Genomic DNA, 20,902 nt, shown 5'->3' with positions numbered 1-20,902 from the left:
TCGCTCGCCGTCCAAATTGTCCGACGCAGGGGAAATAATACGCGAGAGAGATTGATAAATCTGCCCGCACAGCCCAAACGCTATCCCCGAAAGCGGAGAACACCCAGACAAGACTCATGTTCGACGGACGCCACTACGAGGTCCGACAGAAGATACGCGTTGGGAACGCGTACCGAATCTACGAGAACGACACCGCGATTCTGGAGTCGAAACAGAAGAAATTCCGGCTGAAAGAGGATTTCAGCTTTACCGACCCAGACACGGGAGCCGAACGATTTCGCGTAAAAGCAGACAGCGTTCTCGATATCTCCGCCGCCTACGATATCGTTGATTCGCAGACAGGCGAGCGCGTCGGTTCGGTCAAACGAAGCGCGATGTCGTTCTTTAAACACGAGTACAAACTGCTCGGACCGGACGGACAGACGGTCGCTACCGTCGTGGAGGACAACGTGCCGATGGCACTCGCCAGACGACTCATCACGACACTCGTCCCCTTCAGTTACGACATCATTTCGCCCTCCGGAGAGAAACTGGGTAGCGCGTCCGAGTCGTTCTCGTTCCGAGACACATACAGTATCGACATCCGCGGCGACATCGATCCGCGACTGACCGTCGTCGGGATGGTCGTTATCGATGCCATCGAGGAGAACTGAGCGGAGTCTCGACTCAGCCTCCGGAGGTGAAACGGCGGATAAAATGAACCAACAAATCGGTGCTCGGACGCCCGGTACGCCTACTCTTCGCGCCGCAGTCGCTTGACGACGAACGTCCGGTCAAGGTCACCGAGGAATTCGCCGAGACGCGGTCCCTGCGGTTGGTCGAAGAACAGGCGGTAGCCCGCGCCGAACAGGTCGCTGACCTCGATATCGTGTCGCCGCGCAGTTTCGTATATCTCGCCTTGAATCTCCTCGCCGTCGTGGCCCGCATCCACGAAGTCCGCGAGGTCGTCCAACGCCGCGACCACATCGTCGTCGAAGTCGGTTTCGGGCATCTCGACCTGTAGCCGGTAGTTGTACGCGTTGTCCATCCGCTCGGCCCACGCACGCGCTTTCTCGACGCGTTCGAGCGCTTCTTCGACCGCCCACTCGGGCGTGTCGTCGATGATGTGCCCTTCGTTACGCGCCATCTGGATGCGTACCTCGCGGTCGTCGGTCATGCCGAGAACCGCCGCGAACGTATACGGGAAACGAACCCGGTCTTCGCGCACCTCGTCTACGACGAACGGATACGCGCGTTCTGCGAACTCGGTCAGCGTCTCGTCGTCTACGTCACCGAAGTACGCGCGTTCGAACCGGTCGAAGTCGTCTACGAGTTGATCCAAACGCGAGAGATCGAGGTCGCGCGCCTTTCGCGGGTTCAGCGCGAAGAAGTAGCGCAGCACTTCGGGTTCGAGGAGTTCGAGAATCTCGGGAACGGTGACGATGTTCCCCGCCGACGAGGAGAGGGCTTCGCCGTTGAGCGTAAACCACTCGTACGTCATCGGCACCGGCGGTTCGATGGTGAGGACGTTCTCAGCGATGTCCTTGCCGGACGGCCACGACCCTTCGGCGTGGTCCTTACCGAACGGTTCGAAGTCTACGCCCAGCACCTGCCACTGGCCGGGCCACTCGAACCGCCACGGAAGCTTACCTTGACGGAACGTCGCGGTTCCCTCGTGGCCGCATCCCTCGATGGTTTCGTCGCCGACAGTCATGTCGGTACAGGCGTACTCGACCGTCTTCGCATCGAGGTCGATATCCGTCACGGTCTCAGTTATCTTGCCGCACTCCTCGCAGACCGGATTAAACGGCACGTACTCCTCGTCTACCTTGCGCTGGTACTTCCCGAGAACGTCCCGCGCGTTGTCGATGTCCGAAAGGACGCGTTCGACCACGGGATCGAACGTCCCGTCGTCGTACAACTCGGTGTTCGACACCATCTCGACCGGGACGCCGAGTCTGTCGGCATCGGCTTTCAGTAGGTCGGCAAAGTGGGCCGCGTACGAGTCAGCCTCGCCGAACGGATCCGGAATCTCCGTGTACGGTTTTCCGAGGTTGCGGCCGAGCGCACCGGCGTCTACGTCGCCGAGGCCGACAATATTACCCTCTGCGTCAGCGAGTTTGCGCGGGAGTTTCCGGAGCGGGTCTTTGTCGTCGCTGGTGAACACCTGCCGGACTTCGTGACCGCGTTCGCGGAGCACTTCGGCGACGAAGTAGCCGCGCATAATCTCGTTGAAGTTGCCGAGGTGAGCAACGCCGGACGGCGAGACGCCGCCTTTGATCACAATTGGCTCGTCGGGGTCGCGCGCCTCGATATCGTCAGCGACGCTGTCCGCCCAGAAGGCGTGGTGTGCAGTCTCGCCAGCGTCAGGTGCGTCGTCGGGGGAGTCGGAGTCGTTGGTCATCTATCGTTGCGCCCAGTAACTCGGTTCGTCGTCGGTTCCTTCGGGGATAATGTCGGTACCGGAGTGCTCACCGTGCAGGGCTGCCTGTTTGATGCTCTCGGGATCGGTCCCATCGAGTACAATCGTACGCATGCGCGAGCGCTCGATAAGTTTGGCGGCGAGCAGGTCCACGGGTGCTGAGGCACCGGCATCACGGCTCATCGGTGCGATCACGTCCACGAGCTTGGAGGCCGAAAGCTCCTCGTACCGCGTCGCGTCGTCATCGACGTTCGGGTCGGCATCGAACACACCATCCGCACTCGTCGCGTAGATGAGCAGGTCTGCATCCACGTACTCCGCGAGAGCGGCGGCGACAGCGTCCGTCGTCTGTCCGGGCATGACGCCACCCATGACGGAAATATCGCCGCGGCGGATCGCGTCACCCGCCCCTTCGTAGTCGTGCGCCACTTTGGGGTCCACCTTGGGACCAAGGGCAGCGATGAGCAGACGCGCGTTGATGCGCGTCACGTCGATGCCGATTTGATCTAGTTGTACTTCATTCGCGCCGAGGTCACGCGCCGCAGTGATGTAATCGCGGGCGACGCCGCCGCCGCCGACGACAGCGCCGAGTTCGACGCCTTCACGAGCAAGATGTTCGATGACATCTGCGTGATCCTCTACACGACGTGCATCTAAGTCCGGCGCGAGTACGCTCCCTCCGATAGAAACGACGACTCTCATTGGAGCGTCGTTGCCGCGAACCGGGCTTAAGGGTTATCAACCACAACCGTGACGTTCAGCCGAACTGTCGCTCGATGTGACCAGCCGACAGTATAAAGCCCGTCGCTCACCGGTTGTTCGGGTATGCACGTACTCGGAGCCGTCGGTCCGGGGGCGACGGCGCTACTCGAACGGATCATCCCACATCTCGACGGGCGCGTCGCCACGGTCGAATCGGGTGACTGGAACGACGAGCCGACGCCTCTCTCGGACGTCGAGACGGCGTACACACTCGGTGACGACAGTTCGTGGCGGGCGTCCGGGACCGAAAGACCGCTCGAACGGGTGCTGGACGACCTCTCGACCCGACACGACTACGCATTGCTTTCCAGGTTTCCCGAAGCGACAGTTCCGACCGTCGCACTCGGCGGTGCCGACGCCGCGAACGCAGTCCTCGAGGCAGCTGACGGTGACGAACTTGACACCGACGACATTGTCGCCGCGATGGAGGCTAGCGAACCGCACGTCACGCTCTCGACGCTGGTCGAGCAAGTCAAGCAGTCGCCGCGTGCAGACCGTGCCGGAGCGATAGCGACGTTCACCGGGCGCGTTCGCGCGAAGGAAGGTGACGATGACGCGCGAACGACACAGTTGACGTTCGAGAAGTACGACGGCGTCGCAGAAGAGAAAATGCGGACTATCGAGTCGGAGATAGCCGCCCGCGATGGTGTCGAGGAAGTGACGATGTTCCATCGAACGGGGGTCATCGAAGACGGCGAAGACATCGTGTTCGTCGTTGTTCTCGCCGGTCACCGCCGCGAGTCGTTCCGCGCTGTCGAAGACGGTATCGACCGACTGAAAGACGAGGTTCCGATTTTCAAAAAGGAGACGACGGTCGAGGAAGACTTCTGGGTTCACGACCGGGACTGACTCTGCGAGCGCGTCTGACGGACGACAGACACAGGGTCCGCGCCGTGGCTACTTGTTGCTCAAAATGTCTCAGTAAGTGATGATGACAGGGGCTGAAAGGAGGAATCAGTCGATTTACTGCCGGCGATCATAACACATCTTAGTTCTAGAAATAAAGCGTTAGAGAAGTTTTTAAAATATCTAAGCTTCTCTAATAGCGTTTTAAAATACACCATTTTCACTGATTTACGGCTGAAAGCGGTCGAATTCCCTCTAACGTTCACCCCTTTATATTCTCCCCCAACGGCATAGAGAGAAGCGAGGCGACACAGATGAGCGCAACCGCAAACCCCTCCACAGAACCCACCGCGAACGAGCTCTCGAAAGAAGACCGTCTGAAGCAGTACCTTCAAGAGAAGGCACAGGACGGCGAGATGTACTTCAAATCGAAGTTCATCGCGGACGAGGTCGAACTCTCGCCGAAAGAGATCGGCGCTCTGATGGTGAAACTCCGCGATTCCGCGACCGAACTCACCATCGAGAAGTGGTCGTACACGAGCGCGACTACGTGGCGCGTCGAACCCTCCGCATAGAACCCCCTCAGAAAGCACGCCCTGAAATCTGCACCGCCCTGACAAACGCCCGCAGATAGCCCCTGACGTTCGTTTTGAGTATCACTCGAAACGAACCGCTTCCCCCACAGGCCGCCCCACTTCCCACTGACGGCGTGCCGCCCAACGGGCCCCCGCGCCCATCATCCAGTCGTTTTCACATCCGACACGAGTTTTATGGCCGAGTGTACCCTACGGCGTTGTGATGGACCCAGTCGATTCGGCTGAAATACCGCCGATCGAAGCCCTTCAATCCGTCTTCAGCCTCCATGAAACGAGGCGCGATGGAGAGCGAATCCTCTACTACGGCGAGTCGCTGGTTCCGGAGCAGATGCTCGTCCGTGAGGTGTGGCCTTCGTTCCGACAGGCGGGGTACGAGATACAAGTCGCCACGACGCCCGCAGGCCGTGAAGATATCATCGTCGCACGGCCAGTGACGAACGGAACCGACGGCATCCCGTGGAAAAATCTCGGACTGTTCTTCGCCACGGTTCTCTCGACGATGATCGTGGGCGCACTCGCGTGGTATCACGTTCCGGGTTCGGAGATTCTATCGAATCCAGCGACTGTTCTCCAAGCGTGGCCGTTCACCGCCGCCGTCCTCGGCGTGCTGACGACACACGAACTCGGTCACTACGCGCTCAGTCGCTACCACGGTGTAGACGTGTCGCTACCGTATCTCATTCCCTTCATCGTCCCGTTCGGGACGCTCGGAGCGATTATCCAGATGCGCGGGCAGATTCCCGACCGGAAGGCGTTGTTCGATATCGGCGTCGCCGGACCGCTAGCAGGACTCGCGGCGACGATAGTCGTCACTGCTGTCGGCCTCTCGCTACCGCCGATGACCGTCCCCGAGTCGATGGTTCGCGGGAGCGGACAAGTCATCATCTTCAACAACCCGCCGCTTTTGAATCTCATCGCCGCGATACTCGGTGAACAGACGAGCTACCCGGATCCGACGACGACCGCTCACCCGGTTATCATCGGTGGCTGGGTGGGAATGTTCTTCACCGTCTTGAATCTCCTGCCCGTTGGACAACTGGACGGCGGCCATATCATCCGCGCAATGCTCGGCGAGGCACAGGAACGACTTGCGGCGTTCGTCCCCATCGCACTGTTCGGACTTGCGGCGTACCTCCACTACGGTCTCGGCTACTCGTTTAACGAATCCGTCGGAATCTGGGCGTTCTGGGGCTTTCTCTCGATATTTATCGCCTATCGCGGCCCAGCCGACCCCATCGACGACGCTCCAATCGGACCCGCGCGAATGGCGGTCGGACTCCTCACGTTCGCATTGGGCGCGCTCTGTTTCCTGCTCGTCCCCATCGAAATGATGACTGTCTGAGCGGCGCACAGTACGTCTCCAAGAATCAGTCGTCAGCGTGGGTATACCCCTCATCGGGCACTGGATCACCGTTCGCGACGATTTGTTCGTCAGTTACCTGCCCAACGACAGTGATCGGAATCGAAAGCGCGTCTCGTGCGGTGTCTACCGCGTCAGCGGGCAGCGTGAACACGAGTTCGAAATCCTCACCGAAGTACGCGGCCATCGCGCGTTCGTCGTCGGTGTCGCGTGCGTACTCCGTCACGGCGTCGTGAACCGGAAGCGCGTCCCACTCGAACGCAAACCCGCAGTCGGACGCCTCTGCAATCTGGTGGAGTGATCGGGCGAGACCGTCCGAGGAGTCCATCATCGCGGTTGCGTACGGCCGGAGTGCAACACCGGCGGCGACGCGCGGCGTGAATCGAAAGAGGTCGTTCGCCCGGTCACAGTCGCCTGCCTCGAACGCACGAAGTGCAGCGGCGCTTCGGCCGAGAGCGCCCGTGACGCAAACCACGTTTCCGGGTGTCGCTCCCGACCGCAACAGCGGATTATCGGTCTCACCGAGGGCGGTCGTCGCCACGGTAAACTCTTCATGGGTGTCGAGGTCGCCGCCGACGTACTCGGCACCAACTGCCGCGCACACCTCGCGCGCGCCGCGAACGAAGTCGCGTAACTCAGATTCCTCCAGTGACGGCGCGCCGTAGGCGGCAACGGCGGCCGTGGCGTCGGCACCCATTGCGGCCACGTCCGAGAGCGAAGCGGCAACAGAACGCCATCCGGCGGTGTAGCGCGTCGTTCCCGCCGGAAAGTCGGTGGACTCGTGGAGCATATCGGTCGTCACCACCAGTCCGTCCACGACGGCAGCATCGTCACCCGCGTCGGGGAGGTCCGCCGCGAGGAGGCGAAGTGCCGAACGTTCGTCCATGTCCCTTCTCACCACCCGACCGACAAAAAACTCGCCGTCCACGGCCATATACGATACCAACTCGCACGATGCGGTGCGGTTTCGATGGGTTGATTGCGACCACGGCCAACGTGCGGGACATGGCCCGCGAGAACCTCCGCGCCACAGCCCTTGGTTTCCTCGGCGCGTTTGTGGTGTTCGTCCTCCTGTTTTACTTTGCGGGCGTTGACGAGTTGATCGATACGTTTCAGAAGGCCGAAGCCGCCCCTGTGGGGCTGGTCATTCTCGTGACGCTCGTGTGGTTGGCGGCGTGGAGTTTCTCGCTCAAAACGGTTCTCGACATTCTCGGTGTCAGCGTGACGTTCCCGAAGGCATTCTTCATCTTCGCGGGCGCGATGTTCTCGAACAACGTTACCCCGTTCGGACAGGCGGGCGGCGAACCGGTGACCGCCTACCTCATTTCGCAGGCATCAGACGCCGAATACGAGACGAGCCTCGCGGCTATCGCCAGCGTTGACACGCTGAACTTCGTCCCCTCGATAACGATTGCCCTCGTCGGGGCAGGCTACTACGCTACCGAGGTGACACTCGGAACGAACCGCAACCTGCTTTTGGCACTCGTCGCCGTCGTCGCCCTCGCAGTTGTGGTTCCATCTGTGGGATACGTAGCGTGGCAACGCCGCTACCGCCTCGAAGACCGAGTCGTCTCGGCGTTTGTCCCGCTCATCCAAACGGTCGCACGGTACGCACCGCGTGTTCCAGTCCCAACCGAAGACGGCATCGAACGCCGCATCAACGGCTTCTTCCGCGCTATCGAACGGATCGCAACGAACCCGCGCGGACTCGCACTGGCACTTGGGGGATCCGCTATCGGCTGGTTCTGTCAGATGCTCGGTCTGTGGCTCTCCTTCCGCGCCATCGGTATCGAGGTCCCGCTCTCGATCGCGATGCTCGTCGTTCCAATCGGCGCTATCGCGGGTGTGACGCCGCTCCCCGGTGGTGCTGGCGGTATCGAGAGCGTCCTCGTCGTCCTCCTGCTGGCCGTTCCGTTACCCTCCGTCACGAAGTCTGTCGCCGTCGCAGCTATCGTCATCTTCCGTGGAGCGGTGTACTGGCTGCCGACACTCCTCGGCGGCGGCGTGATGGCGTGGGTAAGCCTCGGTGGGTCGAGGTCGTAAGACGGTCTCGAAGCGGCGCCAGCGGCCCGTACCCTTCCGTAGCACCGATACGATGGCTTTAAACGACGCCATCCGGAAGAGACACCCATGGTAACCCTCTATGACGTTCCGGCCGACGCCCTCATTGAGGACGTCGCCGACCGCCTCGAAGACCGTATCGAAGAACCGGAGTGGATGGCCTTCGCAAAGACGGGCCAGACCCGAGAGCTTCCGCCGCAGCAGGACAACTTCTGGTACGTCCGAACGGCATCGCTCCTGCGAAAGGTAGCGATGAACGGACCTGTCGGCGTTGACCGACTCTCGACGGAGTACGGCGGCCGCAAGCGCGGTACCAACCGCTACGTCGTCTCGGGCAAACACTCCGACACCGGCAGCAAGAACATCATCCGTACCGCGCTCCAGCAACTGGAAGAAGAGGGTCTCATCCGCACCGCACAGGGCGAGGGTCGCGTCATCACCGACGAGGGTCGTAGCTTCCTCGACAACGCCGCCGCCGACGTCTTCGAATCGCTCGACCGGCCGGAACTCGAACGCTACGCGTAACGCCGTTTTCCACGAGTCACGTTTTCTCAGACGCAACATCAAGAGCGTCGGCACTGTTCCGAAGCCTCCGTAATCGTTTTCAGAACTGCGAGAGAATCTGTGGGTATGAGTGGGAATCCCGACGACGAACGGCTCGAAAAACTTCGACAAGAGAAGATGGAGGAGCTACAAGAGCGGGCAGAGGGTCAAGGGGGCCAACAGAACGAGGCCGCTCAAGAAGCCGCCCGTGAACGTGCCGAGGCGCAAAAAGACGCGCTCCTCAAGCAGTATCTCACCGACGGGGCACGGCAACGCCTGAACGCCGTCGAGATGTCGAAGCCCGACTTCGCAGAGAAGGTGAAACAGCAACTCGTCGCACTCGCACAGAGCGGCCGGATCCAAGACCGCATCGATGAAGACCAGATGAAAGACCTGCTTCGAGAGCTTCAGCCCGACTCGAAGAGCTTCAACATTCGGCGGCGATAGACGACGTGGAGCTCGCGCTTCTCTACAGCGGCGGCAAAGATTCGACGCTTGCCGCCCTCTTGCTCGATTCGTTTTACGACGTGACGCTCGTAACAGCCCACTTCGGCATCACGGACGATTGGGTTCACGCCCGCGACGCCGCCGACAGACTTGGCTACGAGTTCGATGTAGTCGAACTCGACGAGGCGGTGGCCCGAGAGGCCGCCGAACAGATGGTCAACGACGGCTATCCGCGGAACGGCATCCAACAGGTCCACGAACACGCGCTTGAGCGCATCGCCGAGTTGGACGTCGCCGCTATCGCCGACGGAACGCGGCGCGACGACCGGGTGCCGACCATCTCGCGCGCGCAAGCGCAGAGTCTCGAAGACCGACACGACGTAGATTACTTGGCACCGCTGTCGGGATTCGGTCGCCGAGCAGTTGATCGACTGGTCGATTCCACGCTCAACGTTGAGAGCGGCCCGTCAGAGCGGATTACGAAAGGCGACTACGAGGCGGAACTCCGTGCGATGATCGCCGACAAACACGGACAAGACACCGTCGAATCGGTGTTCCCCGATCACGTACAGACGTACGTTCGCGGACTGAAGTGAGCGGTATTCGGCCGCCGCACTGAACGACCCGAGCGGCGTAATCGAACCGTTTTCCTACTGGCCGAGGCCAGACACGGAGTAGATGGACCTGCTTTTCGATGCTGCCGCGCTCCAGTCGGGTGCGCTCTCGCTCCCGCCGGGCATCGCCTACGCCGTCGTCGCCGCGTTCGTCTGGGGAACGTATATTTTCGCACTCAAGCGGTATTTCGACGACTACCCCGGGACCGTGTTTACCGTCGTCGTCAACGTCGCGGCGGTCCTGTGGTACCTTCCGATCACACTCTCGACGCCTACCGCGGAGATTCCCGACGCGGGGACGTTCGGCATTGGCGACGCGGGAATCATCCTCCTAACGGTCGTCATGACAGCGACCGCCTTCCTCGTCTTTCTGTCCGCCCTCGACGCGGGAGAGGTGTCGTACGTCGCGCCGATAAACAAAATCGTCCCGGTGTTCGTTCTCCCGATCGAGATTCTGTTCTTACACGAACAGCTCAGACCGATTCAGCTAGTCGGCGTCGGCGTCGCCACACTCGCCGTCTACGTCGCCAACTACCGGAGCGGTTCATTGCTGGATCCGTTGAAGAAGGCGGCCACCGCGCGACCGGCCCAGTTGGCACTCGTGAGTGCCCTCTGCTACGCCATCGGCGACGTTGGAAAACGCCTCGTCCTGCAGGAGATGAACATTCCACCGACGATATGGGTGCCGACGCTCCTCGGGGGCGTCGTCGTCGTACTCCTGCCACTCGTCGTCCGTGACTGGGTGTCTGTCCGTGGAGATCTACCGAAGTTTGCCCTCGCCGGCGCGGGCGTCGCGCTCGGTGAACATCTCACGTCGTTGGCGTTCGCCGTCGCCCCCGCCAGCATCGCCTCACCGGTCGTCAACACCCAAGCTGTCGTCGCCGTCCTCCTCGGCGGCGTCCTCCTCCGCGAACGAGCGTTCGGGACGCGCCTCGTCGCCGCGGCGCTCGCCGTCATCGGCGTCGCCCTCATCGCGCTGTGAAATAGTTGTTCAGAAGACATATCCGGTCGTGATGAAAATTCGAGACGATGCCCGATTGGTCCCGAAGAGATATCCTCCTCGCGCTCGGCGTCACCGGCACCGCCGGTGGTGGCTGGTACCTTGCCGAAGAACCGCACTGCGCGTCGCCGTTGGAACCGGGATGGACGTACCACGGAGACTACTGGGGACCGGTAGTAGAGACGGAAAACGCCCTTCTCGTTCCTGAAGGATACGGCACTACCGGCGGCGACCAGCACCGACTCGCTGCCCTCAACCATCATGGACAGGCCGAGTGGACCACCGTTTCTGAGGGTGGCGGATTTGGCGTCCCCGCCGTGCACGAAAACCGAGTCTACATCGGGACTGGTGACGATACCGTCCGCGCACTCGACGCCGCGACCGGACGCATCGAGTGGACGTACGACGCTGGCGGTGTCGAAGAGTACGGCGGCGGTGCGTGGGGCCAACCGCTGGTCGCTGACGGCCGCGTCTACGTCGGCATCTCCCACTCAAACAAACCGGACCCAGATCCGAGCGACGAGTCGCAGTACACCCACCGCGTCGTCGCGTTGGATTCCACAGACGGATCCGAACTGTGGGCTACCGAAGTGACGGCGATGGTTGAACACGGACCAGCCCTCGCCTCAGATATCGTCGTTTCAGGGTCCGAAGACAGTGTTCTACGCGGGTTCAATCCGGAGACTGGAGACGTTCGCTGGACGGTTAGCCTCCCCGGAAAGACGTGGTGGCAACCCGTCTTCGTCAATGAAAGCCTCGTTTTCGCCACGACCGAAACAGTGGCGAAGGTGAACGCCGCCGAGGGGACAGTTCAGCAAACGAAAAACCCCCTCGATGAAATGGCGTCGTTCGACCACGACGAGGACACCGTCTACCTCGGCGGAACGTCGGGACGTGTTGTCGCACTCACGGCGACGCCCGAAGCCGAGACATCCGAATGGTCGGTCAAGTGGGAGTACGACGCCGAGATCTCGGTTGGTGCTATCGCCGCAGGCGACGCGGGCGTGTTCGTGGTTGACCAGTCCGGTTACCTCCACCGTGTGACGGACGAAGGCCGACGCGGGAACCGAGTCCCATTGGTCGAGAGTCGGTACGAGGACCGGTGTGGATGGATGATTGATAGCCCCGACGAGAAAATTGAGAGTGCCCATCTCGATAGCTGGCGGTCGTGGTTGTATGTCTCCACAGTCGGGTGGGTGCGCCCATTCGACGTGGGCGACGTGTGAGAATCGGAGCAAACAGCGGCGGAACAAGAAGCGAAGAAGAGCGGGCTTCAACAGTTTCAAGCGCGATTACACCGAATCACCGCCTATGTATGACCGACTCAAGGGGTTTCGTGACTTCTACCCCGACGAGATGTCCGCTCGGCGGCAGGTATTCGACGCTGTCGAGGATGCGGCGGCCCGATACGGCTTCCGCGAGATAGCGACGCCGCGACTCGAACGGACGCAGATGTACGTGGACAAAAGCGGCGAGGAAATCGTCGAAGAACTGTACGCCTTCGAGGACAAAGGCGGCCGCGAGGTGTCGTTGACGCCGGAACTGACGCCGACCGTCGCCCGGATGGTCGTCGCCAAGCAACAGGCGCTATCGAAGCCGATCAAGTGGGTCTCTTCCCGCCCGTTCTGGCGCTTCGAGCAGGTCCAACAGGGCCGTTTCCGCGAGTTCTACCAGACGAACGTCGACATCTTCGGCTCGTCGGAACCCGAGGCCGACGCGGAGATTCTGGCGTTCGCGGCGGACGCGCTTACTTCTCTGGGCCTGACAGCTGACGACTTCGAGTTCCGCGTCTCCCACCGCGACATCCTCGGCGGTCTCCTCGATTCGTTCGACGCCGACGTAGACACCCGGAATGCCATCCGCGCCGTTGACAAGCGCGCGAAGGTCGAAGACGAGGAATACCTCGGACTGCTCTCTGACGCCGGTCTCTCCTACGACCAAGCCCGCGAGTTCGACAACCTCATCGTAGCGGGCGACCTCGACGCCATCGCCGAGTTCGGCGGCGACGACGTGAAAGACGCCGTCGAGAATCTCCGTGCCGTTCTCGCGGCGACCGAAGACTTCGGCGTGCGGCAGTACTGCGACATCTCCCTGACGACGGCCCGCGGTCTCGACTACTACACGGGCGTCGTCTTCGAGTGCTTCGACTCCACCGGCGACGTGTCGCGGGCGGCGTTTGGCGGCGGTCGCTACGACAACCTCATCGAGGACTTCGGCGGCCAACCGACACCCGCCGTCGGTGTCGCACTCGGTGACGCGACGCTCCAACTGCTCTGTGAACGCGCGGATGTCTGGCCCGAAGAGGAACTCCAGACGGACTACTACGTCCTCACCGTCGGCGACACGCGCGCTGTCGCCTCCCGCGTCGCCCGCGACCTGCGCGACCGCGGCAACGTCGTGGAGATGGACGTTGCAGACCGTAGTTTCGGCGCACAGATGGGCTATGCGGACTCCATCAACGCCGAGACGGTCGTCATCGTCGGGGAGCAGGACTTAGAGAACGACGAAGTGACAGTGAAAGATATGGACACCGGCGACCAGACGACCGCACCCGTCTCGGACTTCCCGGGCGACAGAGACCGTCCGACGTACGACGACTTCGCCTAAATCCGCCGAACGACGAGTTCGCGCGAATCATCCCGAACCGGGACGAGAATCGCGGGCGATAAGTCCGAATGCCGACGAGAGCAACTCGTGCGCGCTTTCCGTATCGCCTACGACGGCCGACCGTTTTACGGATTCCAGCGACAGCCGTCAGTGCCGACAGTCGAAGATAGCATCTTCGACGCCCTCCGGTCGCTCGGTGTTCTCGACGAGGACGCACGGAAACCGACCGGATACGCCGCCGCCGGCCGCACCGATGCCGGAGTGTCGGCGCTCGCACAGACCGTCGCGTTCGACTGTCCAGAGTGGTGTACGCCACGCGCGATGAACGCCGAACTGCCCGAAAGCGTCCGGGCGTGGGCCGCAGCCGACGTAGGTGAGCGATTCCACGCGACGCACGATGCCGCTCGTCGGGCATACGTCTACGACCTCTACGCCCCTGAAGCGGACGAGTCCAAAGCGCAGGCGGCCGCCGACGCGCTGACGGGCGAACACGACTTCCACAATCTCACGCCCGATGACACCGGCACAGTCCGAGACGTGACCGTCTCCGTCGAAGCCGACGGTGAGTTTCTCGTCCTCTCGGTCGCCGCGGGCGGATTCCCGTACAACCTCGTCCGCCGTCTCGCCAGCATCGTCCACAGCGTCGCAACCGGCGACCGGCCGCTTGCCGACATCGAGACGGTTCTTGGACCCGAAACGGTTCCGGGACCGGAAGGCGTACCGACTGCTCCGGCAGAGCCGCTCGTCCTCGAACGCGTTGTCTATCCCGGTGTGACGTTCGAACGCGACCCAGAGGCCGTCGAAAGTGCCGCAGGCGTCTTCGAGAAGCGGCGGCGTGACGGTCTCATTCGCACCCGGGTTGCCGGACGCATCCGCCGCGGAATCGAAGGCGACAGCGAGAGATAGCGCCCCGGTTGTCGAGCGACGGCGAAAGAGAGCATCGCAGTTGCGACCGAATATAGACTCTGTAGCCGAACAGAGGAGAACACACCACTCATAGCAACCTCTTGGTCGTCGCAGATGCGACACGCGCGTATGTGCTACGACGCGGTCATCTTCGACAACGACGGCGTCCTGACGAGACCGACGGCGACGACCGTCCACCGCGAGGCGGTTCGCGCGGCGTTCTCGGAGTTCGGCGTCGAACCGACGACAGAGGGCGTAGACAGCGTCATCCACGGGAGTTTCGCACGCGTCCAACGCATTTGTGAGATTCACGACGTGGACTACGAAGCGTTCTGGCCTCGCCGCGAGGCGAACGCGGCGGCCGCCCAAGCCGCCGCCATCGAACGCGGTGAAAAGACGCTGTACGACGATGTGTCGGTCCTTTCGGATCTCGACCGGACGATGGGGGTGGTGAGCAACAACCAACACGAAACAGTCGAAACAATACTCGACGCGTTCGAACTCCGCGATCAGTTCGAGGTCGCGTACGGTCGGTCACCGACGGTCGAAGGCTATCGGAACCGCAAGCCCTCACCGCACTACCTCGAACGCGCTATCGACGAACTCGACGCCGAGAGCGTTCTCTACGTCGGTGACAGTAATGTGGACGTGTTAGCCGCCACCCGGGCCGGTGCCGACTCAGCATTTATCCGCCGCCCACACCGCGACGACTACCAGTTGGCCGCCAACCCGACGTACGAAGTGGAGTCGCTGGATGACGTGGTAGCAATCTGTTAATGCTTTTAGACGATGTCGGTGAACATCAGGTGTGATCCTCCAATCGGTGACCCGAACACGGAATGATGTAGTACGCAGTCGAATCCCAGCCGCCGTTATGTCGGCAGGTGGGACTCGATGAGCGACGACCCGGCGGACTCGTTCGCCGTCTCAGAGTCGGCCATTAGCGTCGGAGCCCGCCACCTCACGGTCGCGTTTGTCATCTTTGCCGTCGGGAACTTCGTCGCCGAACGAATCGGCGGTATTGCGGACGAAATCGGTTTCGGCGTTTTCGTGTACGCCATCATTATGATCCCGGTTGTGTACTTTGCGGCGCGGCAGTTTCTCAGAGGAATTGCCATCGCCGTGGACGGTGTCCGATAAGTCTCATCCGCTCGTAGCCGACGAAACCTCACTCTTTCATTCACTCCCACGCGTCGGGCCACAGGTCCGCCGCGCGCATCCCCGTCTCGAAACCTGCATCGCGGAACGCCGCGGCGAGTTCCTCGGTGTCAAGGCGCGGCACCTCGTCCTCGCCAGCGAGTTCTGCGACGAGTAACGCCGTGAGCATCGCGTGTTCGCGGATGTTTCGGTCGTCCACCTTATCGCGGGTGTCGGCGTGGGTATGCCCCCACCCCCGTCCGCGTTCGCCGCTGTCGCTGTGCAGTTGCAAGGCGGGGACGCCTGCACGGGCGAACGGCCACTGATCGCTGAACGGGTGCGGTTCCGTTTCGATCTGAATCGGGTGTCGCGTCTCGTCGGCGACGCGTTCGGCAACCGACGCTGTCGCCTCTGAGGTGTGCGTCATCGCAATCAAATCGCGGAACCGACCCGCGCCGTCCACGTTCACGACGGCCTTGATTCGGTCGTGGGCAAGTTGTTCAGCAAGGTGTTCCGAACCGGTCAAACCGGTCTCTTCGCATCCGACGCCTGCGATACGGACGCCGACAGAGAGATCGAATTGTGCGAGAATTCGCGCCGCAGTGACGACGACGGCGATACCGCACCCGTTGTCGAGTGCCCCCTCAGCGATGTCGTGGGCGTCGTAGTGAGCCAGCAACAGTATCTCCTCGTCAGTGTCGGGACCAAGTCGGCCGACGACGTTCTGGCTCTCCCCGGTCGTCGTCTCAGCCTCAACAGTCAATCGCGCCATTGTACCGTCCTCCGCGTCGTCTTTCAGCCACGCGCCGGACTCCTTGCTGACACCGACAGCGGGGGCGACCGCCTCCTCGCCGAACTTCAACGCCCCCGTCGGCGGAAGTTGTCCGGGGACGTGGTTGACGAAGACGAACGCCTCCGCGCCCGCATCGATGGCGTAACCGAACTTCTCCATGCGGTGAACGAATCGACCGCCGGGCGGCGTCGTTGTTGATGCGACGACAATCTTCCCCGCGACGTCGTGTTCGTCCACCTCGTCAGGTGTCCCGTGGCCGACGTAGACGAGTTCGCCGGTCACGTCACCCGACGGAGAGTACGGGAGTGCGACGGTGTCGAACGCTCTGCCATCGGCTTCGAGCGAGAGTCTCGACCGCCCACGAGACCACGCCTGCATCTCGAACGGGTCCGTGTGGACATCGCAGACGCCAGCATCCCGGAAAGCCTCGGCGACAAGTGTCGCTGCACGCCGTTCGCCATTGCTGCCGCCCATCCGATTGCCGATGCGAGTCAGACGGGTGAGAAAGTCCCACGATTCGTCGTCGGTCCACGCCCGACCAAGTGCGGCGTTTCTCTCTTTGTTGTGGTTGTCCATATCACGCCGTTGACGGAAAGTACGAAAGAAGTTGGGGGTGACAACAGCGTCTGCCGAGAATCGGAGACACACCGTTGATGGAAGGGGTCTCAGACTGAACGAATTCCGACTCAACCTGACAATGGCCCTAAATTTTATTCACAGTAACTGCTAAGAACAGTCCGATGCCGAAGTGTGACAACTGCGGTTCGTTCGTAACAACGGAGTACGTCCGCGTCTTCGCCCCCGAAGGGATGAACAACCCCCGAGTGTGCCCGAGTTGCGAAGACAAGGTCAGAGACGGTGGTGACGTGAGAGAAGCCCGCGCGACAAGACATTAGCCGCGAATCAGTAGAAATCAAGCACTCCGTCGATCTCCATCTCGACGGGGGATGCCGTGATCTGCCCCCTAACGCGGCACCAATCGTTGTACAGGCGAGCGATACTATCCGTCTGGTTCTCTGAGGACCCAAAGTGGTTAGGCATCACGAATACGTCACCTCCCATATTACCAACAGGTGCGGCACGGGCGCGACGGCGTTCGTGTCCCGCCACGAACCGACACCCTGTCGGAACACGTGCGAATACGCCCCTATCGGGCGTGATTCGTGGGTAGGTGCCCCCCAACCCCACCATCCCACACCCCACCCATCCGATCCCTGGACACCCCCCGCCCACCCACGGCCTGCGCGCCGCTTCCCCCCCACCCCACCATGGCGCGTGGGCCGACCGTTGTCTGCAGCCCTCCCCCCCACACCTTTCACGAACCCCTAGAGCTGTGCCGATACCGTTTGTGATTGATTCGCTTGACCGAGTGTATCCGTGAGAAACTAGCAGACGCAGCGACAATTGGCAAAGTTTACCACGACACCGCCGTTCTCACGAGGTATGAGTTCGGTTCCCGAACGGAGTGAAATCGACTCCGAATACAAGTGGGATTTAGAGAGTATCTACGCTAGCGACGACGAGTGGGAGACGGCGTTCGAAGACGTGCAGGAACGACTGTCCGAGATTGCCGCCTACGAAGGGCGCGTGACGGAGAGTCCAGAGACGCTTCTCGAACTCCTCGAACTCCAAGAGGAGATCATGCGTGAGGTCTCGAAAGTCGCCAACTACGCCAGTTTGCGAAGCGCCGAAGACACCCGAGATCAGGAGTATCAGGCACTCCAAGCAAAGGCCGAATCGCTCTCCTCGGAAGCCCAATCGACGGTGAGTTTCGTCGAGCCCGAACTGCAGGAACTGAGCGAGGCGGACGTGGAGTCGTTCATCGAGACAGAACCCGAACTCGTCGACTACGAACACTACTTTGACGACGTGCTGCGGATGAAACCGCACACTCGGTCGGCCGAAGTCGAGGAAGTCCTCGCCGAGTTGGGTGAAGTCGCCAGTGCCCCGAGCGACATTTTCGGCATGCTCTCGAACGCGGACATGACGTTTCCCACCGTCGAGAACCCCGAGGGTGAAGAGGTTGAAATATCACAGGGCAACTTCACGAAACTCCAGAAACACCCGAACCGACAGTTCCGCCGCGAAGTGTACCAGCAGTTCTACGACGAGTGGGGTGACGTGCGCAACACCGTTGGCACGGCACTGAAAAACAGCGTCAAAAAGGACGTGAAGTACGCCAACGCGCGAAACTACGAGACGGCCCGCGAGGCCGCACTCGACGGCACGAACGTCCCCGTCGAAGTGTACGACAACCTCGTGGAGACTGTCCGTGACAACCTCGACTACCTCCACCGACACGCCGAACTGAAGCGCGGTGCGCTCGGCGTCGAGGAGTTGGAGATGTGGGACCTCTACATGTCGCTGACCGGGGACGAAGGTCCGGAGATCACCTACGAGGAGGCCAAAGAGTACATCATCGAGGCTGTCGCCCCGCTCGGCGAGGAGTACCAGTCGCAACTCGCACAGGGGTTAGAGGACCGCTGGGTTGACGTGTACGAAAACCGCGGGAAGCGGTCGGGCGCGTTCTCCTCCGGCACGTACGACACCCAGCCGTTCATCATGATGAACTATCAGGAAGACATCTCCTCGATGTTCACCCTCGCACACGAACTCGGTCACTCGCTGCACTCGGAGTTGGCGAAAGAAGAGCAACCGTGGCACTACGCGGATTACACGATTTTCGTCGCAGAAGTCGCCTCTACGGTGAACGAGACGCTTCTCACGCAGTATCTCTTGGAGAACGTCGAAGACGACGAGTTCCGGATGCACGTCCTCGATGAGTATCTCGAACGCTTCCGCTCGACGCTGTACCGGCAGACGATGTTCGCCGACTTCGAACACCAGATGCACACCATCTCCGAGGAGGGCGGCGCGCTCACGCCGGACCGTCTCGACCAACTGTACGGCGACCTGAAACGGGAGTTCTACGCGCCAGCGAACGTAGACGACCGAATCGCACGCGAGTGGATGCGCATTCCGCACTTCTACTACAACTACTACGTCTACCAGTACTCGACGGGCATCTCCGCCGCCGTCGCCATCGTCGAACGCATCCTGAACGAGGGCGAAGACGCCGCCGCCGACTACCGCGACGCCCTCGCACTCGGCGGGGCGAAGTACCCCATCGAAGTGCTTGAGACCGCTGGCGTCGATATGGCCTCGCCCGAACCCATCGAGTCGGCGCTGTCCGTGTACGGCGACTACCTCGACGAGATGGCTGGTCTGTTAGATACCGAATAACGCCGTCGCGTCGGCCGCAGAGAAGAGTTTCGCTGGAGGGGCTTGAACCAATCCCGGTCGAGTTCACTTTTGGATGTCACTCGTGGCTGTGACAGATGTGAGTAGAACCGTCCGACAAGCAACGACACCGCTCACTGTCGCTCACGGATCTAAAAACGGGCCGGGAGGGACTTGAACCCCCGACCGTCTGGTTAAAAGCCAGACGCTCTGCCAAACTGAGCTACCGGCCCTCGACCGTTCATAACTGTCGGGTACTTATAAGCGTTTACTCTCGCGTACGCTCTTGTATCACCGCGTCGTCCGGCGAACTATGCGAGAGCATTCGAATGAAGTCCCACTAACCGAGTTCGTAGACCGATTTCTCCGCTTTGAGACCACCGACGGCGACGAAGCAGAGGCACAGTCGTGGTTGCGAGACCAGTTCGAGGCGTTCGGTTTCGACACCTACGAGTGGACTGCCGACGCCGACCGACTCGCCTCGCATCCGTCGTTTCCGGACGACTCCGCCGAGATTCGCGTCGCCGACAGACCGAGTGTCGCCGGGGTCGTGACGTTCGGTGATCCTGACGCGGGGCCGACGCTCGTCCTGAACGGCCACTGCGACGTGGTGCCCGTTGACCGAGAGAACTGGTCGTCGGATCCGTTCGATCCAGTGTGGTCCGATGGAGAAGTTACCGCCCGCGGGGCGGCCGACATGAAATCCGGTCTGGCGGCGTGCGTCTTCGCCGTACGAGACCTGCAGGAGCGAGTGGGAGACGGCGAACTGGACGGACTCGACGGCCGCGTAGTGGTCGAGAGCGTCGTCGGCGAGGAAGAGGGTGGAATCGGTGCGGCCGCGGCCGCACTCGACAACCCGTATCCGTTCGACAGAGACGCGGCAATCGTCGCCGAACCGACCGAACTTCGCTGTGTGACGGCGACAGAGGGGACGGTGATGAAGCGCCTGCGTCTCCGTGGTCGGGCGGCGCACGCGGCGACGCGATGGAACGGTGAGGACGTGTTGCCGCACTTCGAGCGTATCCGGAAGGCGTTCTTCGAACTCGAATCCGAACGGAGCGAGTCGGTGTCGCATCCGCTGTACGATGCGTTCCCTATTCCGTGGCCCGTCTGCATCGGGACCGTCCGCGCCGGGTCGTGGGCCTCGTCAGTCGCGGGGACGCTCACCGCCGAGTGTCGCTTCGGCGTCGCGCCCGGCGAGACAGTAGACGAAGTGGAAGAAGCGTACGAGGCGCGTCTGGCTGAAGTAGTAGCAGAGAGCGACTGGCTCTCGGAACAGCCGCCGACGTTCGAGCGGTTCAGTATCCAATTCGAACCAGCCGAGATAGACGCCGACGAAGACGTAGTACGGTCGCTTCAGACAGCGATGGGTGTAACTGGGCACGACACGACGGACCCGGTCGGAGCGACGTACGGTGCGGACTCGCGGCACTACGTCGCCGCCGGGATACCGACCGTCCTCTACGGGCCGGGGTCTATCGAACAGGCGCACTTCCCCGACGAAACCATCAACTGGGACGACGTAGAGACAGCGAGAGAAACGTATACCGAAGCGGCGGCGGAATTTCTTCTATCGGGATAGCGTTCGT

22 protein-coding genes and 1 tRNA gene are annotated in these 20,902 nt (G+C 61.6%); 17 read left to right on the top strand and 6 right to left on the bottom strand.

The window, feature by feature from the left end; genetic code table 11:
- The first annotated feature begins 116 nt into the window (after nucleotides 1-116).
- Nucleotides 117-653, top strand: coding sequence for an LURP-one-related/scramblase family protein (locus HBOR_RS02255; protein ID WP_006055362.1), 537 nt, complete (start codon nucleotides 117-119; stop codon nucleotides 651-653).
- An 80-nt stretch (nucleotides 654-733) separates the two neighbouring features.
- On the opposite strand, the gene lysS is transcribed toward HBOR_RS02255, so the two are convergent.
- Both lysS and pyrH read right to left on the bottom strand, forming a co-directional pair.
- Entirely contained in the window at nucleotides 734-2,383 is a 1,650-nt protein-coding gene (gene lysS, locus HBOR_RS02250; protein ID WP_006055363.1) for a lysine--tRNA ligase, read from the bottom strand.
- Nucleotides 2,384-3,103, bottom strand: a complete 720-nt coding sequence (pyrH, locus tag HBOR_RS02245) for a UMP kinase (RefSeq protein WP_006055364.1) — start codon at nucleotides 3,101-3,103, stop codon at nucleotides 2,384-2,386.
- Nucleotides 3,104-3,226: 123 nt separating this feature from the next.
- On the opposite strand from pyrH, the gene HBOR_RS02240 reads away from it, so the two are divergent.
- The 3 genes from HBOR_RS02240 (at nucleotide 3,227) to HBOR_RS02230 (ending at nucleotide 5,947) form a co-directional block, all read left to right on the top strand.
- A complete protein-coding gene (locus HBOR_RS02240) occupies nucleotides 3,227-4,012 on the top strand; it encodes a molybdopterin synthase (protein WP_006055365.1) in 786 nt (261 codons plus the stop codon).
- A 311-nt stretch (nucleotides 4,013-4,323) separates the two neighbouring features.
- Nucleotides 4,324-4,584, top strand: coding sequence for a DUF7123 family protein (locus tag HBOR_RS02235; RefSeq protein ID WP_006055366.1), 261 nt, complete (start codon nucleotides 4,324-4,326; stop codon nucleotides 4,582-4,584).
- A 223-nt stretch (nucleotides 4,585-4,807) separates the two neighbouring features.
- Complete coding sequence (locus HBOR_RS02230) at nucleotides 4,808-5,947, top strand: site-2 protease family protein (RefSeq protein WP_006055367.1); 1,140 nt, start codon at nucleotides 4,808-4,810, stop codon at nucleotides 5,945-5,947.
- A gap of 25 nt (nucleotides 5,948-5,972) precedes the next feature.
- Here HBOR_RS02230 and thiL read toward each other — a convergent pair whose 3' ends face one another.
- Nucleotides 5,973-6,851, bottom strand: coding sequence for a thiamine-phosphate kinase (thiL, locus tag HBOR_RS02225; protein ID WP_006055368.1), 879 nt, complete (start codon nucleotides 6,849-6,851; stop codon nucleotides 5,973-5,975).
- 119 nt (nucleotides 6,852-6,970) lie between these two features.
- On the opposite strand from thiL, the gene HBOR_RS02220 reads away from it, so the two are divergent.
- From HBOR_RS02220 to HBOR_RS02175, 10 genes are all read left to right on the top strand, one after another.
- A complete protein-coding gene (locus tag HBOR_RS02220; protein ID WP_006055369.1) occupies nucleotides 6,971-8,008 on the top strand; it encodes a lysylphosphatidylglycerol synthase transmembrane domain-containing protein in 1,038 nt (345 codons plus the stop codon).
- Nucleotides 8,009-8,095: 87 nt separating this feature from the next.
- The gene (locus tag HBOR_RS02215) at nucleotides 8,096-8,551 is read left to right on the top strand and encodes a 30S ribosomal protein S19e (RefSeq protein WP_006055370.1); all 456 of its coding nucleotides are present in this window, start codon (nucleotides 8,096-8,098) and stop codon (nucleotides 8,549-8,551) included.
- 105 nt (nucleotides 8,552-8,656) lie between these two features.
- On the top strand, nucleotides 8,657-9,016 hold the full coding sequence (locus HBOR_RS02210; protein WP_006055371.1) for a DNA-binding protein: 360 nt from the start codon (nucleotides 8,657-8,659) through the stop codon (nucleotides 9,014-9,016).
- A gap of 5 nt (nucleotides 9,017-9,021) precedes the next feature.
- Nucleotides 9,022-9,612 (top strand): alpha hydrolase, encoded by a 591-nt coding sequence (locus tag HBOR_RS02205; RefSeq protein WP_006055372.1) that lies wholly within the window; start codon nucleotides 9,022-9,024, stop codon nucleotides 9,610-9,612.
- Nucleotides 9,613-9,694: 82 nt separating this feature from the next.
- A complete protein-coding gene (locus HBOR_RS02200) occupies nucleotides 9,695-10,612 on the top strand; it encodes a DMT family transporter (RefSeq protein ID WP_006055373.1) in 918 nt (305 codons plus the stop codon).
- Between the two features lie 47 nt (nucleotides 10,613-10,659).
- Complete coding sequence (locus HBOR_RS02195) at nucleotides 10,660-11,856, top strand: outer membrane protein assembly factor BamB family protein (RefSeq protein ID WP_006055374.1); 1,197 nt, start codon at nucleotides 10,660-10,662, stop codon at nucleotides 11,854-11,856.
- Between the two features lie 85 nt (nucleotides 11,857-11,941).
- Nucleotides 11,942-13,237: a histidine--tRNA ligase gene (gene hisS, locus HBOR_RS02190; protein ID WP_006055375.1), complete on the top strand. Its 1,296-nt coding sequence runs from the start codon at nucleotides 11,942-11,944 to the stop codon at nucleotides 13,235-13,237.
- Between the two features lie 87 nt (nucleotides 13,238-13,324).
- Nucleotides 13,325-14,143, top strand: a complete 819-nt coding sequence (gene truA / locus HBOR_RS02185) for a tRNA pseudouridine(38-40) synthase TruA (RefSeq protein WP_006055376.1) — start codon at nucleotides 13,325-13,327, stop codon at nucleotides 14,141-14,143.
- Nucleotides 14,144-14,272: 129 nt separating this feature from the next.
- The gene (locus HBOR_RS02180) at nucleotides 14,273-14,920 is read left to right on the top strand and encodes an HAD family hydrolase (protein WP_049890540.1); all 648 of its coding nucleotides are present in this window, start codon (nucleotides 14,273-14,275) and stop codon (nucleotides 14,918-14,920) included.
- A gap of 117 nt (nucleotides 14,921-15,037) precedes the next feature.
- Complete coding sequence (locus tag HBOR_RS02175) at nucleotides 15,038-15,283, top strand: hypothetical protein (protein ID WP_006055378.1); 246 nt, start codon at nucleotides 15,038-15,040, stop codon at nucleotides 15,281-15,283.
- Between the two features lie 40 nt (nucleotides 15,284-15,323).
- Here the strand turns inward: HBOR_RS02175 and HBOR_RS02170 are convergent, their stop codons facing one another.
- A complete protein-coding gene (locus HBOR_RS02170) occupies nucleotides 15,324-16,649 on the bottom strand; it encodes a M28 family peptidase (protein WP_006055379.1) in 1,326 nt (441 codons plus the stop codon).
- A 164-nt stretch (nucleotides 16,650-16,813) separates the two neighbouring features.
- Between HBOR_RS02170 and HBOR_RS19845 the strand changes: the two genes are divergently transcribed.
- Entirely contained in the window at nucleotides 16,814-16,969 is a 156-nt protein-coding gene (locus tag HBOR_RS19845; RefSeq protein WP_013440448.1) for a DUF7563 family protein, read from the top strand.
- A gap of 7 nt (nucleotides 16,970-16,976) precedes the next feature.
- On the opposite strand, the gene HBOR_RS19840 is transcribed toward HBOR_RS19845, so the two are convergent.
- Nucleotides 16,977-17,114, bottom strand: coding sequence for a hypothetical protein (locus tag HBOR_RS19840; RefSeq protein WP_162531008.1), 138 nt, complete (start codon nucleotides 17,112-17,114; stop codon nucleotides 16,977-16,979).
- 402 nt (nucleotides 17,115-17,516) lie between these two features.
- On the opposite strand from HBOR_RS19840, the gene pepF reads away from it, so the two are divergent.
- Nucleotides 17,517-19,316 carry an oligoendopeptidase F gene (pepF, locus tag HBOR_RS02165; RefSeq protein WP_006055381.1) on the top strand — a complete coding sequence of 600 codons (1,800 nt, stop codon included), beginning with the start codon at nucleotides 17,517-17,519 and terminating at the stop codon, nucleotides 19,314-19,316.
- A 156-nt stretch (nucleotides 19,317-19,472) separates the two neighbouring features.
- Here the strand turns inward: pepF and HBOR_RS02160 are convergent.
- Nucleotides 19,473-19,546: transfer RNA gene (locus HBOR_RS02160), tRNA-Lys, on the bottom strand.
- A gap of 80 nt (nucleotides 19,547-19,626) precedes the next feature.
- Here HBOR_RS02160 and HBOR_RS02155 point away from each other — a divergent pair.
- Nucleotides 19,627-20,895, top strand: a complete 1,269-nt coding sequence (locus HBOR_RS02155; RefSeq protein ID WP_006055382.1) for a M20/M25/M40 family metallo-hydrolase — start codon at nucleotides 19,627-19,629, stop codon at nucleotides 20,893-20,895.
- The last annotated feature ends 7 nt before the right edge of the window (nucleotides 20,896-20,902 follow it).

This window comes from Halogeometricum borinquense DSM 11551, from assembly GCF_000172995.2.
Taxonomy (GTDB): domain Archaea; phylum Halobacteriota; class Halobacteria; order Halobacteriales; family Haloferacaceae; genus Halogeometricum; species Halogeometricum borinquense.
This window is presented reverse-complemented; position numbering and strand designations above follow the sequence as displayed.

Coding starts and splice junctions, on each gene's coding strand:
- HBOR_RS02255 (WP_006055362.1), top strand. CDS start 117: ATGTTCGACGGACGCCACTACGAGGTCCGACAGAAGATACGCGTTGGG.
- HBOR_RS19840 (WP_162531008.1), bottom strand. CDS start 17,114: ATGCCTAACCACTTTGGGTCCTCAGAGAACCAGACGGATAGTATCGCT.
- HBOR_RS02200 (WP_006055373.1), top strand. CDS start 9,695: ATGGACCTGCTTTTCGATGCTGCCGCGCTCCAGTCGGGTGCGCTCTCG.
- thiL (WP_006055368.1), bottom strand. CDS start 6,851: ATGGACGAACGTTCGGCACTTCGCCTCCTCGCGGCGGACCTCCCCGAC.
- HBOR_RS02210 (WP_006055371.1), top strand. CDS start 8,657: ATGAGTGGGAATCCCGACGACGAACGGCTCGAAAAACTTCGACAAGAG.
- HBOR_RS02195 (WP_006055374.1), top strand. CDS start 10,660: ATGCCCGATTGGTCCCGAAGAGATATCCTCCTCGCGCTCGGCGTCACC.
- hisS (WP_006055375.1), top strand. CDS start 11,942: ATGTATGACCGACTCAAGGGGTTTCGTGACTTCTACCCCGACGAGATG.
- HBOR_RS02155 (WP_006055382.1), top strand. CDS start 19,627: ATGCGAGAGCATTCGAATGAAGTCCCACTAACCGAGTTCGTAGACCGA.
- HBOR_RS02235 (WP_006055366.1), top strand. CDS start 4,324: ATGAGCGCAACCGCAAACCCCTCCACAGAACCCACCGCGAACGAGCTC.
- HBOR_RS02215 (WP_006055370.1), top strand. CDS start 8,096: ATGGTAACCCTCTATGACGTTCCGGCCGACGCCCTCATTGAGGACGTC.
- pepF (WP_006055381.1), top strand. CDS start 17,517: ATGAGTTCGGTTCCCGAACGGAGTGAAATCGACTCCGAATACAAGTGG.
- HBOR_RS19845 (WP_013440448.1), top strand. CDS start 16,814: ATGCCGAAGTGTGACAACTGCGGTTCGTTCGTAACAACGGAGTACGTC.
- HBOR_RS02180 (WP_049890540.1), top strand. CDS start 14,273: ATGTGCTACGACGCGGTCATCTTCGACAACGACGGCGTCCTGACGAGA.
- HBOR_RS02170 (WP_006055379.1), bottom strand. CDS start 16,649: ATGGACAACCACAACAAAGAGAGAAACGCCGCACTTGGTCGGGCGTGG.
- HBOR_RS02230 (WP_006055367.1), top strand. CDS start 4,808: ATGGACCCAGTCGATTCGGCTGAAATACCGCCGATCGAAGCCCTTCAA.
- pyrH (WP_006055364.1), bottom strand. CDS start 3,103: ATGAGAGTCGTCGTTTCTATCGGAGGGAGCGTACTCGCGCCGGACTTA.
- lysS (WP_006055363.1), bottom strand. CDS start 2,383: ATGACCAACGACTCCGACTCCCCCGACGACGCACCTGACGCTGGCGAG.
- HBOR_RS02220 (WP_006055369.1), top strand. CDS start 6,971: ATGGCCCGCGAGAACCTCCGCGCCACAGCCCTTGGTTTCCTCGGCGCG.
- HBOR_RS02175 (WP_006055378.1), top strand. CDS start 15,038: ATGAGCGACGACCCGGCGGACTCGTTCGCCGTCTCAGAGTCGGCCATT.
- HBOR_RS02240 (WP_006055365.1), top strand. CDS start 3,227: ATGCACGTACTCGGAGCCGTCGGTCCGGGGGCGACGGCGCTACTCGAA.